A 14324-nucleotide genomic window follows, 5' to 3' on the forward strand; every position below is an offset into this window, starting at 1 on the left:
AGTGTGCCACAACTGCGCCGGTCAGGCTTCCACCTGGCTCCATTGCTTGCCCAGGCGCTTGTCGGAAATCGGCACCTTGGTCCCCAGTTGCTGGGCGAACAGCGAGACCCGGTATTCCTCCAGCCACCAGCGGTACACCTGCAACTGCTCGTCGCGCTTGCCTTCCTGGGCATGCTTGTCGGCGCGGGCCTTGTATTGCGTCCAGAGGTTACCCAGCTCGCCACTCCAGACTCGGTCCTTCTGCACCTGCGCGCCAAGTTTTTCCAGGCGCAGTTCGATCGCCTTCAGGTAGCGCGGCAGTTCCTTGAGCCACAGGCCCGGGGTCTCGCGGACGAAGCCCGGATAGACCAGGTTGCCAAGCTGCTGCTTGATATCGTTGAGCGCCACCGCCTGGGACAGGTCGATCTTGCCCTTGAAACGTTTCTGCAGGCCGTGCCACAGCTTGAGAATCTCCAGGACCAGCCGGGCCAGGCGCTCGGCATGCCCGGTCCAGTCGCCGCGCTTGCGTTCGGCCAGCGAGGCCAGCGCCGCCCCATCACGTGGCAAGGTGCTTTCGCCCTCCAGCACGCAACTGTCGAGGCTGGCCAGGAGGATGTCCTCGACCAGCGATTCGACGCGCCCCAGCTCGCGATAGAGCAGGCCCAGCTCGGTCAGGCCCGGCAGCTTGCCGCGCAGGAACTTCGCCGGTTCGGCTAGTTGTTGCAGCAGCAGGCGCTGCAAGGCGCGGCGATGCTGGAAAGTGGCCTCGGCCTGGGTCGAGAAGCGTCCTTCCTTGACCGTACCGCCCTCTTCCACCAGCGCCGGGTAGACCGTCATCGACAGCCCGGCGATCTTTTGCTGGGCGGTCTGCTCGACCTTGCCGAAGCCCTTGGCCTCCACTGGTTTCTGTGTCTTCTCCGACTGCGGCACGGCCAATGCGGCCTGGCTGGCCGCGGCAAAGCGGGCGGTCAGCTCGGCCAGGTCGCGGCCTTCGCCGAGGAACTTGCCCTGGCCGTCGACCACCTCGATGTTCATCTTCAGGTGGTTTTCCAGCTGCTCCGCCGCCTCGGCCCAGGCTTCGTCGCTGACCCGCGCGCCGGTCATGCGCAGCAGCTCGCGACCGAGGGCCTGGGGCAGCGAGCCCTCGGCGAAGGTCATGCGCGCCAGGGCCGCCTTGACGAAGTCCGGCACCGGCACGAAGTTCTTGCGCAGGGCCTTGGGCAGGTTGCGCACCAGGGCAATGCACTTGGCTTCCAGCAAGCCCGGCACCAGCCATTCGAGGCGCTCGCCCGGCAGGCTTGGCAGCAAGGGCGCCGGCACCCTGACGGTCACGCCATCACGGGCATGGTTGGGCTCGAAGTGATAGCTCAGCGACAGCTTCAGGTCACCCAGGCGCAAGGTGTCGGGGTACTGCGCGGCGGTGACTTCGCTGGCCTCGCGGGCCAGCACGTCCTCGGCGCGCATGATCAGCAACTGCGGGTCTTTCTGGCTGTTGACCCGGTACCAGCTGTCGAAGGTGGCGGTCTGGTGGATCTCCGCCGGCAGGCGCGCCTCGTAGAAGCCGTAGAGGGTTTCTTCGTCGGCGAGGATGTCGCGGCGCCGCGCCTTGGCTTCCAGTTCGTCGAGTTCCTCCAGCAGCTTTCTGTTCGCCGCCAGGCACTTGGCGCGGGAGTTGATTTCGCCGCCCACCAGGCCCTCGCGGATAAACAGCTCGCGGGAGGCCTGCGGATCGATCGGCCCGTAATGCACCGGACGCCGGCCGACCACGATCAGGCCGTACAGGGTGACCTGCTCGAAGGCCACCACCTGGCCGCGCTTCTTCTCCCAGTGCGGCTCGAAGTGGTTTTTCTTCAGCAGATGGCCGGCCAGCGGCTCGATCCAGTCGGAATCGATCTTCGCCACCATGCGCGCGTAGAGCTTGGTGGTTTCTACCAGTTCGGCGGCCATGATCCATTGCGGGCGTTTCTTGCCGATGCCCGAGGACGGATGCACCCAGAAACGTCGCTGGCGGGCGCCGAGGTAATCGCCTTCCTCGGTCTTCTGGCCAATCTGGCTGAGCAGGCCGGAGAGGATCGCCTTGTGCAGCCGCGGGAAGTCCGCCGGTTCCTTGTTGATGCCCAATTGCAGGTCACGGCAGATCAGCCCGAGCTGGCGATGGGCGTCGCGCCACTCGCGCAGGCGCAGGTAGTTGAGGAAGTTCTTCCGGCACCAATTGCGCAGCGGGCTGGAGGTCAGTTCCTGGCGCTGCTCTTCGAAGCCGCGCCACAGGTTGACCAGCGCGGCGAAGTCGGAGTCGGCGTCCTTCCACTGCGCGTGGGCCTGGTCGGCAGCCTGCTGGCGCTCCGGCGGACGCTCGCGCGGGTCCTGCACCGACAGGGCGCTGGCGACGATCAGCACTTCCTGCAGGCTGCCCTGTTTCGCGCCTTCGAGCAGCATGCGGCCCAGCCGCGGGTCTACCGGCAGGCGCGCCAGCTGGCGGCCCAGCGGGGTCAGCTGGTTCTCGCGGTTGACCGCGGAGAGTTCCTGCAACAGGTTGAAGCCATCGCTGATGGCCTTGCCATCCGGCGGCTCGATGAAGGGGAAGGCGTCGATCTCGCCGAGGCGCAGATGGAGCATCTGCAGGATCACCGCGGCCAGGTTGGTGCGCAGGATTTCCGGGTCGGTGAAGGCCGGCCGCGCGTTGAAATCCTCTTCGCTGTACAGGCGCACGCAGATGCCGGGTTCGACCCGGCCGCAACGGCCCTTGCGCTGGTTGGCGCTGGCCTGGGACACCGCCTCGACCGGCAGGCGCTGGACCTTGGCGCGATAGCTGTAGCGGCTGATGCGCGCGGTACCGCTGTCGATCACGTAGCGGATGCCCGGCACGGTCAGCGAGGTTTCGGCGACGTTGGTCGCCAGTACCACCCTGCGCCCCGGATGGGACTGGAAGATGCGCTGCTGCTCGGCCGGCGACAGGCGCGCGTACAGCGGCAGGATCTCGGTATGGCGCAACTGCGCCTTGCGCAGCACCTCGGCGGCATCGCGGATCTCCCGTTCGCCGGGGAGGAACACCAGCACATCGCCCGGGCCCTTGCCGACGCTGCGCTCGTGGGCGGCGATCTCGTCGAGGGTGGCAAGGATCGCCTGGTCCACGGTGAGATCGTCCTCGACCCGGTTGCCCTCCTCGTCCTGCTCGCTGGTCAGCGGGCGGTACCAGGTTTCCACCGGGAAGGTACGGCCGGACACCTCGATGATCGGCGCATCGTCGAAGTGCTTGGAAAAGCGCTCCAGGTCGATGGTCGCCGAGGTGATGATCACCTTCAGGTCCGGGCGGCGGGGCAGCAGGGTCTTCAGGTAGCCGAGGAGGAAATCGATGTTGAGGCTGCGCTCGTGGGCCTCGTCGACGATGATCGTGTCGTAGCGTTCGAGGAAACGGTCGTGCTGGGTTTCGGCCAGGAGGATACCGTCGGTCATCAGCTTGACCAGGGTATTGGCGTCGCTCTGGTCCTCGAAGCGCACCTGGTAGCCGACCAGCGCGCCCAGCGGCGTCCCCAGTTCTTCGGCAACCCGGCTGGCGACGCTGCGCGCAGCGATCCGCCGTGGCTGGGTATGGGCGATCAGGCCGAACTGGCCGCGCCCCAGCTCCAGGCAGATCTTCGGCAACTGGGTGGTTTTCCCCGAGCCGGTCTCGCCGGCAATGATCACCACCTGGTTTTCCGCTACCAGCTTCTTGATCTCGTCGCGCTTGGCGGCGATGGGCAGGCTGTCGTCGTAGCGCACCGTGGGCACGCTGGCCTTGCGCGCCACGGCCTGGTCGCAGGACGCCTGGACCCGCTGCGCCCACTGGGCCAGCTTCGCATCGTCGGGACGCTTGCGCAGTTCGTGGAGTTGTCGGCGCAGGCGATGGCGCTCGGCGATCATGGCGTGATCGAGGTTTTTCAGCAGTTGCCCGATGGCGGCGTTCTGGTCAGTCATGAGGTCTTTGGCGGCGCAGGCGTGTCCTGCGGGAGATGATCGGCTTGGAATAGCGGAGGATTGTCGCAGATTTGCCAGCTGTTAGGCACCGCGGACCCTGTGGGAGCGGGTTTACCCGCGATTGCGGTAGTGAACTCACCATTGCAATCGCGGGTGAACCCGCTCCCACAGGGTCCGCGTCAAGCCTTTCGATTGTTTAGCCAATCCTTGACTGAAGTTACACAAACACCAATTTAATGAACCATCGCCAGCATGGGAGTATCAAGGCATGACTTTGTCCACCAGCATGCCCCGCCCCCACCAGGCCCCTTCGTTCCCGAAGGTGCGGGCCCGTCGCGGGGAAAACCCGCTGGTGCATGTCATCCTCGCTTTCTGGGCCCTGTGGCATTGCCGTCACGCCCGCCCGCCAGATACCGCTCTCGCCTGACCGATAACCCTGGCCGTGCTCTTGCATCGGCCTCCTTGTCGATTCCCAGCGCGCCCTCGTGGCGCAAGCGAGAACATCCATGCACTTTGCCCCCATCGAGCAGGCCCGCGCGTTCCTGGACGCCAATCCCGATATCGAAATGATCGAGCTGTTCATCCTCGACGCCAACGGCGTGCCCCGCGGCAAGCTGTTGCACCGCGAGGAACTGCTGGCGGTCTACGAAAGCGGTCGCCCGCTGCCGAGCACCATCCTCGGCCTGACCCTGCACGGTGAAGACGTGGAGAACTCCGGGCTGGTGTGGGATGTCGGTGATATCGACTGCCGCGCCTACCCGCTGGAGGGCAGCCTGGTGCGCCTGCCGTGGCGGCAGATTCCCACTGCCGCGCTGCAGGTCAGCATGCACCCGGAGCAGGGCTTGCCCGCTGCCAATGCCGATCCACGCCATGTGCTGCTGCGGGTGATCGATGCGCTGAAGGCCGACGGCTATCACCCGGTGATGGCCTGCGAACTGGAGTTCTATCTGCTTGACCAGAAACGCGACGGCAACGGCCGCCCGCAACCCGCTCTCGACGCCGATGGCGGACGCCCGCGCACTACGCAGGTCTATGGCCTGCGCGAGCTGGAGCAGATCGAACCCTTCCTCGCCGACCTGTATGCCGCCTGCAAGACCCAGGGCATTCCGGCGCGCACGGCGATTTCCGAGTATGCCCCCGGCCAGGTGGAAATCACCCTGGAGCACGGCGATGCCCTGCTGGCCATGGACCAGGCCGTGCGCTACAAGCGCATCGTCAAGGGCGTGGCGCACAAGCACGGCATGCAGGCCTGCTTCATGGCCAAGCCCTTCGCCGACCTGGCCGGCACCGGCATGCACCTGCATGTGAGCCTGGCCGATGCCGAGGGCAACAACCTGTTCGCCAGCGAAGACCCGGCCGGCACGCCGCTGCTGCGCCAGGCAGTGGGAGGCATGCTCGCCGCGCTGCTCGATTCGTTGCTGCTGTTCTGCCCCAACGCCAACTCCTACCGGCGCTTCCAGGCCAACAGCTACGCGCCGCTGGCACCAACCTGGGGTATCGACAACCGCACCGTGAGCCTGCGCGTGCCCGGAGGCCCGGCGCCGACCCGGCATATCGAACACCGCATCTGCGGCGCCGACGCCAATCCCTATCTCGCCGCCGCCGCCCTGCTCGGCGCGGTGCACCACGGCCTGCGCCAACAACTGGATCCGGGTGCGCCGGTGGAAGGCAACGGCTATGCCCAGGCCACCACCTTGCTGCCCACCGACTGGCTCAGCGCCCTCAACGCCCTGGAGCGCTCGAGCTGGGCCCGGGACACCCTGGGCGAGGAATTCCTTGGTGTGTACCTCGCGGTCAAGCGTGCCGAGTACCGCCAGTTCATGGCCGAAGTCGGCGAACAGGACTGGCGCTGGTACCTGACCCAGGCCTGAACCCTTTCCTCTTTTTTCGAAGGACCCGAAACATGAATGCAGCCCTGAACCACGGCAGCGCCCAGCGCGCCGCGTCCTATTACAGCGCCACCCTCAACGATGCCACCCAGTACCCGACCCTGGAAGGCACGGTAGAGGTCGATGTGGCGATCATCGGTGGCGGCTTCACCGGCGTCGCCAGCGCCGTCGAGCTGGCCGAACGCGGCCTGAAGGTCGCCATCGTCGAGACCAACCGCATTGGCTGGGGCGCCAGCGGACGCAATGGCGGGCAGGTCACCGGCAGCCTGTCGGGCGACGAAGCCATGCGCAAGCAGATGCGCGCCCGGCTGGGCGACGACGTCGACGATTTCATCTGGCACCTGCGCTTTCGCGGGCACCAGATCATCGAGCAGCGGGTAGAGCGCTATGGCATCGATTGCGACCTCAAGCGCGGCCACCTGCATGCGGCGATGAAGCCATCGCACATGAATGAACTCCAGGCCTTCGCCAGCGAAGCCCAGCTTCGGGGCATGGGCGACCAGGTGCAATTGCTCGACCGTGAAGGCGTGCGCCGCCACCTGGATTCGCCGCTCTACCTCGGCGCGCTGAAAAACCTGCGCAACCTGCACCTGCACCCGCTCAATCTATGCCTGGGCGAGGCCCGTGCGGCTCACAGCCTGGGCGCGCTGATCTTCGAGAACTCGCAAGTGCTGGAGATCGTCCATGGCCCGCGCCCGGCGGTGGTCACCGCCAAGGGCCGGATCGAAGCGAAACAGGTGATGCTCGCGGGCGATGTCTATCACAAGCTGGAAAAGCGCCGGCTCAAGGGCAAGATCTTCCCGGCCATGGGCGGCATCGTCACCACCGCGCCGCTGGGAGACCTGGCGCGCCAGCTCAACCCGCACGACCTGGCGGTGTACGACTGCCGCTTCGTGCTCGACTACTACCGCATGACTGCCGATGGCCGCCTGCTGTTCGGCGGCGGCGCCAACTATTCGGGACGGGATTCGCGGGATATCGCCGGGGAACTGCGGCCCTGCATCGAGCGCACCTTCCCGGCGCTGAAGGACGTACCGATCGAGTTCCAGTGGAGCTGTGCGATGGGCATCGTGGTCAACCGCATCCCGCAACTGGGCAAGCTCTCGGAGAACGTCTGGTATTGCCAGGGCTACTCGGGGCACGGCATTGCCACCAGCCATATCATGGGCGAGATCATGGCCGAAGCGATCACCGGGACGCTGGAGAAGTTCGACACCTTCGCAGGCTGCCGCCACGTGCGGGTACCGATGGGGGATCTGCTGGGGAATCCGCTGTTGGCGGCGGGGATGTGGTACTACCAGATGCTCGAGAAATTGCGTTGATCTTTCGGGCCTCATCGCCGGCAACGCCGGCTCCCACAAGGTTCTGCGGTGTCCGCGAAACCTGTGGGAGCCGGCGTTGCCGGCGATGAGGCCCGAAAGGGCTCAGGCGATCTTCTTCAGGCCCAGCTTCTTCAACTCTTCATCGCGCAACTCTCGCCGCAGGATCTTGCCGACGTTGGTGGTCGGCAGGGCATCACGGAACTCGACGAAACGCGGCACCTTGTAGCCGGTGACATTGGCGCGCATATGCTCCATCACCTGCTCGCGGGTCAGGGTAACCCCCGGCTTGGCCACGATGAACACCTTGATCACCTCGCCCGACTTCTCGTCCGGCACGCCGATCGCGGCGCATTGCAGCACGCCCGGCAGGGTCGCCAGCACATCCTCGAGTTCGTTCGGGTACACGTTGAAACCGGACACCAGGATCATGTCCTTCTTGCGGTCGACGATGCGCATGTAGCCATCGGCCTGGATCACCGCGATGTCGCCGGTCTTCAGCCAGCCCTCGGCGTCGAGGATCTCGTCGGTGGCCTCCTGGCGCTGCCAGTAGCCTTTCATGACCTGCGGGCCCTTGATGCACAGCTCGCCGATCTCGCCGAACGGCAACTCGTTGCCGGCATCGTCGATCACCCTGCACAGGGTCGAAGGTACCGGGATGCCGATGGTGCCGACCTGGATGTTCTGCGCCGGGTTCACCGAGGCCACCGGGCTGGTTTCGGTCATGCCGTAGCCTTCGCAGATGGCGCAGCCGGTCACTTCGCGCCAGCGCTCGGCAACCGAGAGTTGCAGGGCCATGCCACCGGACAGGGTGACCTTGAGCGCGGAGAAGTCCAGGCGACGGAAGTCCTCGTTGTTGCACAGGGCGACGAACAGGGTGTTGAGCCCGACGAAACCGCTGAACTTCCACTTCGACAGTTCCTTGACCATCGCCGGCAGGTCGCGCGGGTTGCTGATCAGGATGTTGTGGTTGCCGATCAGCATCATCGCCATGCAATGGAAGGTGAAGGCATAGATGTGATAGAGCGGCAGCGGGGTGATCAGGATCTCGCAGCCCTCATTGAGGTTGGAGCCCATAAGCGCCTTGCACTGCAGCATGTTGGCGATCAGGTTGCGGTGGGTCAGCATGGCGCCCTTGGCCACGCCGGTAGTGCCGCCGGTGTATTGCAGCACCGCGACATCGTCGTGGGACGGCGAGGCTTCCCTGACCGCCTTGCCCTGCCCTTTCGCCAGTGCGTCGTTGAACTTCACGGCGTTCGCCAGGCTGTAGGCCGGGACCATCTTCTTCACGTACTTGATGACGCTGTTGATCAGCAGGCGCTTGAGCGGCGGCAGCAGATCGGCGACTTCTGTGACGATGACGTGCTTGACCGACGTCTTGGGTACGACCTTTTCCGCCAGGTGCGCCATGTTGGCCAGGCACACCAGGGCCTTGGCGCCGGAGTCGTTGAACTGGTGTTCCATTTCCCGCGCCGTGTAGAGCGGGTTGGTGTTGACCACGATCAGCCCGGCGCGCATGGCACCGAAGACGGCGACGGGATATTGCAGAACGTTCGGCAGTTGAACGGCGATGCGGTCTCCGGGTTGCAGGTCGGTATGCTGCTGCAGGTAGGCAGCGAAGGCCCCGGACAACTCGTACAGCTCGCCATAGGTCAAGGTCTTGCCCAGGTTGCTGAATGCCGGTTTATCGGCGAAACGCTGGCAGGACTGCTTCAATACTGCCTGGATATTCGGGTACTCGTCCGGGTTGATTTGCGAGGCGACCCCGGCCGGGTACTTATCCTTCCAAAAGTTTTCGATCATGGAAGCCCACTCCTCCAGCAACAGCGAATTCTTCACCGCGTCGATGCGATTATTATTGATATTTGATGTCGATTTATTGCAAACCGACCGATCCGAAGCGCGCCGAGAGTAACAGCTTTACCAGGGGTCGCCTAGAGCTAAAGCGGCCCGGCGAGTCACTAAAATGACTCTTGATAATTTATTGGTCACTTTTAGAGTAAATGGTCTAAACCGAACTACTAGCTTTAAGTCAAAAGCTGCAAGAGAGCGTGCGCGACCGCTCTATTTTGCAGCTTTCGGCTTATAGCTTGTAGCTGCTCAAGCCGGTTCGCGCAACTCGCGACGCAGGATCTTTCCTACCGGCGTCATCGGCAACGAATCCCTCAGGACGATGTGCTTGGGCACTTTGTAGCCGGTGAAGTTGGCCTTGCAGTAAGCCTTGAGTTCTTCCAGGGTCACGCCGCCCTCCCTCGCCACCACGAACAGCTTGACCGCCTCGCCGGAACGTTCGTCCGGCACGCCGATGGCGGCACAGGCGGCGACTTTCGGGTGGGCCATGACTACGTCCTCGATTTCGTTCGGGTACACGTTGAAGCCCGAGACGATGATCATGTCCTTCTTGCGGTCGACGATGCGGGTGAAGCCGTCCGGATCGATCACCGCGATATCGCCGGTCCGGAACCAGCCCTCGGCATCGAAAGCCTCGGCGGTGGCGTCCGGACGCTGCCAGTAGCCCTTCATCACCTGGGGGCCCTTGATGCACAGTTCGCCGCGCTCGCCCAAGGGCATTTCGTTGCCCTGGTCATCGGTGACCTTGAACGCCGTGCCCGGTACCGGAATGCCCACGGTGCCCAGGCGCGCCAGCTGGCCATAGGGATTGGTGCTGGCCACCGGCGAGGTTTCGGTCAGGCCGTAGCCCTCGACGATGCGGCAACCGGTGAGGCCTTCCCAGCGCTCGGCGGTGGCCTTGACCAGCGCGGTGCCGCCGGAGTTGGTGACCTTGAGCGCGGAGAAATCCAGGTCCTTGAAGGCGGGATTGTCCATCAGCGCGACGAACAGCGTGTTGAGCCCGAGCAGCGCGGAGAAGCGCCACTTTTTCAGCTCCTTGACGAAGCCCGCAATGTCCCGCGGATTGGTGATCAGCACGTTGTGGTTGCCGGTCACCATCATGCACATGCAATTCGCGGTGAAGGCATAGATGTGGTACAGCGGCAGCGGCGCGATCATCACTTCCTGGCCGTCCTTGAGCAGCTTCTGCCCGTCAGGCCCCAGTTGCGAGAAACAGGCCAGCACCTGGAGCATGTTGGCGACCAGGTTGCCGTGGGTGAGCATCGCCCCCTTCGCTACCCCGGTGGTGCCGCCGGTGTATTGCAGCACGGCGATGTCGTCGTGGCCGGCCTGCACCGGCTTCAGGGCATGCCCCTTGCCCTGGCGCAGCACCTGCTTGAACGACAGCGCCTGGGGCAGGTGGTAGTCGGGAACCATCTTCTTGACCTTGGCGACGATGGTGTTGACCAGCCAGCCCTTGGCGGTCGGCAGCATGTCGCCCATCTTCGCTTCGATCAGGTAGTCCAGGCCGGTATCGGGCAGCACTTCCTGCACCAGCTTGCCGAACATGTTCAGGTACACCAGGGCGCGGGCGCCGGAATCCTTGAACTGGTGGCGCATCTCCCGGGCGGTGTACAGCGGGTTGGTGTTGACCACGATCAGCCCGGCGCGCAAGGCACCGAACACGGCGATGGGGTATTGCAGGACGTTGGGCATCTGCACCGCGATGCGCTCTCCCGGCTTGAGGTCGGTGCATTGCTGCAGGTACGCGGCGAAGGCGGCGGAATAACGGTCCAGTTCGGCGTAGGTCAGGGTCACGCCCAGGTTGCTGAAGGCCGGTCGGTCGGCGAATGTCTTGCAGGAGCGTTCGAATACTTCGACTACCGACTTATAGGTGCTCATGTCGATCTGCGAAGGTACTCCCGGCGGGCGCTTGTCGTTCCAGAAATCGGCGTGCATTTATTATTGTCCTCGGTCCTGAGCCTGTGCGGTCCGGATTGCTGCTTGCAAAACGGCGTTCTGCCGACGTTAGCAGCTCTGCCACAGGTGGCAAATATGCCAAGGCTCGTCATAGATCCTGTGAATCTCCATCTACCGGGCTAGCCGATTTGGCAAGCGGCTATACACTCAGTGGCATCCATTGCCCTGGAAAACACGATGCTCCATGACGCCTTCTGGCTGCCGGCCAGCAACCATTGCAGCCTGTTCGTCCGCCACTGGCTGCCCGCCACGCCGGTGCGCGCGGTGGTGCTGCTGGCCCACGGCATGGCCGAGCATGCCGGGCGCTACCAGCGGCTCGGCGAGGCCCTGAGCAGCGCCGGTTTCGCTCTGTATGCCCACGACCAGCGCGGCCACGGCCGTACCGCCGAGCAGGGCACGCTTGGCCTGTTCGCCACCGAGAACGGCTGGAATACCGTAGTCAACGACCTCGGCCTGCTCAACCAGCACATCGGCCAGCAGCATCCGGGCCTGCCGGTGTTTCTCTTCGGCCACAGCATGGGCAGCTACATTGCCCAGGCCTACCTGCTGCACCATAGCGGCAGCCTGCACGGCGCGATCCTCAGTGGCTCCAATTTCCAGGCGCCGGCGCTGTATCGCGCGGCGCGCCAGATCGCCCGCCTGGAAAGCTGGCGCCAGGGCCCGCTGGGCCGCAGCGCGCTGATCGAATTCCTCTCCTTCGGCTCGTTCAACAAGGCCTTCAAGCCCAATCGCACGGCCTTCGACTGGCTCAGCCGCGATCCGGTGGAGGTCGACAGGTACGTCAACGATCCGCTATGCGGCTTCCGCTGCTGCAATCGCCTGTGGATCGACCTGCTCGGCGGGCTGGAGCAGATCAGCCGCCCGCGCAACCTGGCGCAGATCGACCCGAACCTGCCGATCCTGGTGATCGGTGGCGAATGTGATCCGGTCAGTGCCGGCAAGCGTCTGAAAGATCTGACCGGCGCCCTGCGCCTGTCCGGGAACCAGCACGTGCACCTGCGGCTCTATCCGCAGGCCCGCCACGAGCTGCTCAACGAAACCAACCGTGACGAGGTCACCGCGCAGTTGATCGACTGGCTCGAAAGCACCCTGGCCCTTGGCCGGCCGGTGCGCAGCGAGTGATACTGCCGCCCCCGTCGCGTATCGAAGGAATCCCCTGAATGACCCAGGTCACCAACACGCCTTACGAATCCCTCGAAGTCGGTCAGAAGGCCAGCTTCAGCAAGACCGTCGAAGAACGTGACATCCAGCTGTTCGCCGCGATGTCCGGTGACCACAACCCGGTCCACCTGGATGCCGAGTTCGCCGCCAAAAGCATGTTCAAGGAGCGCATCGCCCACGGCATGTTCAGCGGCGCGCTGATCAGCGCCGCCGTGGCCTGCGAGTTGCCCGGCCCGGGCACCATCTACCTGGGTCAGCAGATGAGCTTCCAGAAACCGGTGAAGATTGGCGACACCCTGACCGTGCGCCTGGAAATCCTTGAAAAGCTGCCGAAGTTCCGCGTGCGCATCGCTACCCGCGTGTTCAACCAGAACGAAGAACTGGTGGTGGACGGCGAAGCCGAGATCCTCGCGCCACGCAAGCAGCAGACCGTCGAACTGGTCAGCCCGCCGCCGATCACCTTCGGCTGATTGCCTGCAGAACCTGAAGACGGCGCTCGATAAAGCGCCGCTCGGGCGCTTGCCGGGTCAGGCCAAGTGCGGTGCGATACGCTTCGCGGGCCTGATCCTGGCGTCCAAGCTGCCGGCACAGCTCGGCCCGCGCGCAATGCGCCGGCTGGTAGTCGCGAAGGTCTCCCCGCTGCAGAATCCCCTCGATCAACGCCAGCCCTGCCAGCGGACCGTCCCTTTGCGCCACGGCGGCCGCGTGATTGAGCTCTATGACCGGCGAAGGCCAGCCACGCAGCAGCACCTCGTAGAGCCCGACGATCTGCGCCCAGTCGGTATCCTGCGCCGTGGCAGCTTCGGCATGCACTGCCGCGATCGCCGCCTGCAAGGTGTACGGACCGAACCTTTGGGTGCACAGTGCCTGTTGCACCAGGGCACACCCTTCGGCAATCAGCACCTGGTCCCACAGGCTGCGATCCTGGGCGTCGAGCAGGACCAGCTCGCCCTCCCCCGCATTGCGCGCCCGGGTCCGGGAGGCCTGCAACAGCATCAGCGCGAGCAGGCCAAGCACCTCGGGGTCGGGCAGCAACTCACGTAGCAGCCGCCCAAGACGAATCGCCTCGGCACAGAGCTCATCGCGCACCACCGTCTCACCGGACGACGCCGAATAGCCTTCGTTGAACACCAGGTAGATCACCCGCAGCACACTGTCGAGGCGCTCCGGCAGTTCATCGCGCGCCGGCACCTGGTAGGGAATACCGGCCTCACGGATCTTGGCCTTGGCACGGACGATGCGCTGGGCGATGGTGGCTGGCGCCAGCAGGAAGGCCCGGCCGATTTCCTCGGTGGTCAGGTCGCAGACTTCGCGCAAGGTCAGGGGCACCTGGGCGTCGGCGGCCAGGGCCGGGTGACAGCAGGTGAAGATCAGGCGCAGGCGGTCGTCTTCCAGCTCCTCGACATTCATGTCATCCGCCTCCAGCCGCTCAAGGGCCTGGCGCAAGGCCTCGGGCGAGCGCTCGAAACGGGCACGTCGACGCAGGCCATCGATGGCCTTGAAGCGTCCGGTGGAGACCAGCCAGGCCCTGGGGCTGGCGGGAATGCCATCGCGCTGCCAGCGCTCGACGGCAATGAAGAAGGCTTCATGCAACGCCTCCTCGGCCAGGTCGAAATCCCCCAGCAGACGAATCAAGGTGGCAAGGATCCGTCGCGATTCGTCCCGGTACACCTGATCGATGGCGGCTCGCACCGCCTCGCTGCCGGGCATCATGCCTCCAGCGGACCGGTCACCAGTTCCACCAGGCGGTCGAGGCTCTCGCCCCAACCGCGGTGGAAACCCATGTCCTCGTGGGCCTGGCGGTCTTCGGCGCTCCAATGCCAGGCACGGGCGGTGTAGAGGGTCTTGCCGTGGATATCGTCGAGGGTGATCACCGCGGTCATGAACGCCCGCGCCGAGGGTACCCAGCCGGGACCGAAGGCGTCGGTGAAAACGATCCGCTCCGGCGCGACGATCTCCAGGAACACGCCCTGGTTCGCGTACTCGCTGCCGTCCGGGGCACGCAGTACGGTACGAAACAGACCGCCGACCCACAGCTGCATCTCGCACACCGGGGTGGTCATGCCATGGGGCCCCCACCAGCACCGAAGCAGTTGCGGATCGGTCCAGGCGCGGAACACCCGGGTGCGAGGTGCGTCGATCAGGCGGCTCAGGGACAGTTCATGCCGCGCCTCTCCCGCACCGGGTTGCTGAGGATTCATGGGTGTTGTTC

At 64.9% G+C, this 14324-nt stretch carries 10 protein-coding genes; 5 read left to right on the forward strand and 5 right to left on the reverse strand.

Features of this window, described 5'->3' with window-relative positions; genetic code table 11:
- Positions 1-21: 21 nt before the first annotated feature.
- On the reverse strand, positions 22-3933 hold the full coding sequence (hrpA, locus tag ACKLLE_RS14770) for an ATP-dependent RNA helicase HrpA (protein WP_420058362.1): 3912 nt from the start codon (positions 3931-3933) through the stop codon (positions 22-24).
- Between the two features lie 268 nt (positions 3934-4201).
- On the opposite strand from hrpA, the gene ACKLLE_RS14775 reads away from it, so the two are divergent.
- From ACKLLE_RS14775 to ACKLLE_RS14785, 3 genes are all read left to right on the forward strand, one after another.
- Positions 4202-4360 carry a hypothetical protein gene (locus tag ACKLLE_RS14775; protein WP_170394921.1) on the forward strand — a complete coding sequence of 53 codons (159 nt, stop codon included), beginning with the start codon at positions 4202-4204 and terminating at the stop codon, positions 4358-4360.
- A 79-nt stretch (positions 4361-4439) separates the two neighbouring features.
- Complete coding sequence (locus ACKLLE_RS14780) at positions 4440-5804, forward strand: glutamine synthetase family protein (protein WP_420058363.1); 1365 nt, start codon at positions 4440-4442, stop codon at positions 5802-5804.
- A gap of 32 nt (positions 5805-5836) precedes the next feature.
- Positions 5837-7144: an NAD(P)/FAD-dependent oxidoreductase gene (locus tag ACKLLE_RS14785; RefSeq protein WP_420058364.1), complete on the forward strand. Its 1308-nt coding sequence runs from the start codon at positions 5837-5839 to the stop codon at positions 7142-7144.
- 102 nt (positions 7145-7246) lie between these two features.
- Here the strand turns inward: ACKLLE_RS14785 and fadD1 are convergent, their stop codons facing one another.
- Positions 7247-8944, reverse strand: a complete 1698-nt coding sequence (gene fadD1 / locus ACKLLE_RS14790) for a long-chain-fatty-acid--CoA ligase FadD1 (RefSeq protein WP_420058365.1) — start codon at positions 8942-8944, stop codon at positions 7247-7249.
- A gap of 297 nt (positions 8945-9241) precedes the next feature.
- Positions 9242-10930 (reverse strand): long-chain-fatty-acid--CoA ligase FadD2, encoded by a 1689-nt coding sequence (fadD2, locus tag ACKLLE_RS14795; RefSeq protein ID WP_009405195.1) that lies wholly within the window; start codon positions 10928-10930, stop codon positions 9242-9244.
- Positions 10931-11128: 198 nt separating this feature from the next.
- Here fadD2 and ACKLLE_RS14800 point away from each other — a divergent pair, with 198 nt between their 5' ends.
- Together ACKLLE_RS14800 and ACKLLE_RS14805 are read left to right on the forward strand one after the other, a co-directional pair.
- Positions 11129-12073: an alpha/beta hydrolase gene (locus ACKLLE_RS14800; protein WP_420058366.1), complete on the forward strand. Its 945-nt coding sequence runs from the start codon at positions 11129-11131 to the stop codon at positions 12071-12073.
- A 38-nt stretch (positions 12074-12111) separates the two neighbouring features.
- Complete coding sequence (locus ACKLLE_RS14805) at positions 12112-12582, forward strand: MaoC family dehydratase (protein ID WP_009405197.1); 471 nt, start codon at positions 12112-12114, stop codon at positions 12580-12582.
- On the opposite strand, the gene ACKLLE_RS14810 is transcribed toward ACKLLE_RS14805, so the two are convergent.
- Entirely contained in the window at positions 12569-13822 is a 1254-nt protein-coding gene (locus tag ACKLLE_RS14810) for an RNA polymerase sigma factor (RefSeq protein WP_420058367.1), read from the reverse strand. The two genes, ACKLLE_RS14805 and ACKLLE_RS14810, sit on opposite strands and share 14 nt — an antisense overlap.
- Positions 13822-14313 (reverse strand): SRPBCC family protein, encoded by a 492-nt coding sequence (locus tag ACKLLE_RS14815; protein ID WP_420058368.1) that lies wholly within the window; start codon positions 14311-14313, stop codon positions 13822-13824. The genes ACKLLE_RS14810 and ACKLLE_RS14815 overlap by 1 nt, the downstream gene beginning before the upstream one ends.
- Positions 14314-14324: the final 11 nt, after the last annotated feature.

The organism is Pseudomonas bharatica (assembly GCF_048586865.1).
In the GTDB taxonomy this organism is placed as follows: Bacteria; Pseudomonadota; Gammaproteobacteria; order Pseudomonadales; family Pseudomonadaceae; genus Aquipseudomonas; species Aquipseudomonas bharatica.

Coding starts and splice junctions, on each gene's coding strand:
- fadD1 (WP_420058365.1), bottom strand. CDS start 8,944: ATGATCGAAAACTTTTGGAAGGATAAGTACCCGGCCGGGGTCGCCTCG.
- ACKLLE_RS14805 (WP_009405197.1), top strand. CDS start 12,112: ATGACCCAGGTCACCAACACGCCTTACGAATCCCTCGAAGTCGGTCAG.
- ACKLLE_RS14800 (WP_420058366.1), top strand. CDS start 11,129: ATGCTCCATGACGCCTTCTGGCTGCCGGCCAGCAACCATTGCAGCCTG.
- ACKLLE_RS14780 (WP_420058363.1), top strand. CDS start 4,440: ATGCACTTTGCCCCCATCGAGCAGGCCCGCGCGTTCCTGGACGCCAAT.
- ACKLLE_RS14810 (WP_420058367.1), bottom strand. CDS start 13,822: ATGCCCGGCAGCGAGGCGGTGCGAGCCGCCATCGATCAGGTGTACCGG.
- hrpA (WP_420058362.1), bottom strand. CDS start 3,933: ATGACTGACCAGAACGCCGCCATCGGGCAACTGCTGAAAAACCTCGAT.
- ACKLLE_RS14775 (WP_170394921.1), top strand. CDS start 4,202: ATGACTTTGTCCACCAGCATGCCCCGCCCCCACCAGGCCCCTTCGTTC.
- ACKLLE_RS14785 (WP_420058364.1), top strand. CDS start 5,837: ATGAATGCAGCCCTGAACCACGGCAGCGCCCAGCGCGCCGCGTCCTAT.
- fadD2 (WP_009405195.1), bottom strand. CDS start 10,930: ATGCACGCCGATTTCTGGAACGACAAGCGCCCGCCGGGAGTACCTTCG.
- ACKLLE_RS14815 (WP_420058368.1), bottom strand. CDS start 14,313: ATGAATCCTCAGCAACCCGGTGCGGGAGAGGCGCGGCATGAACTGTCC.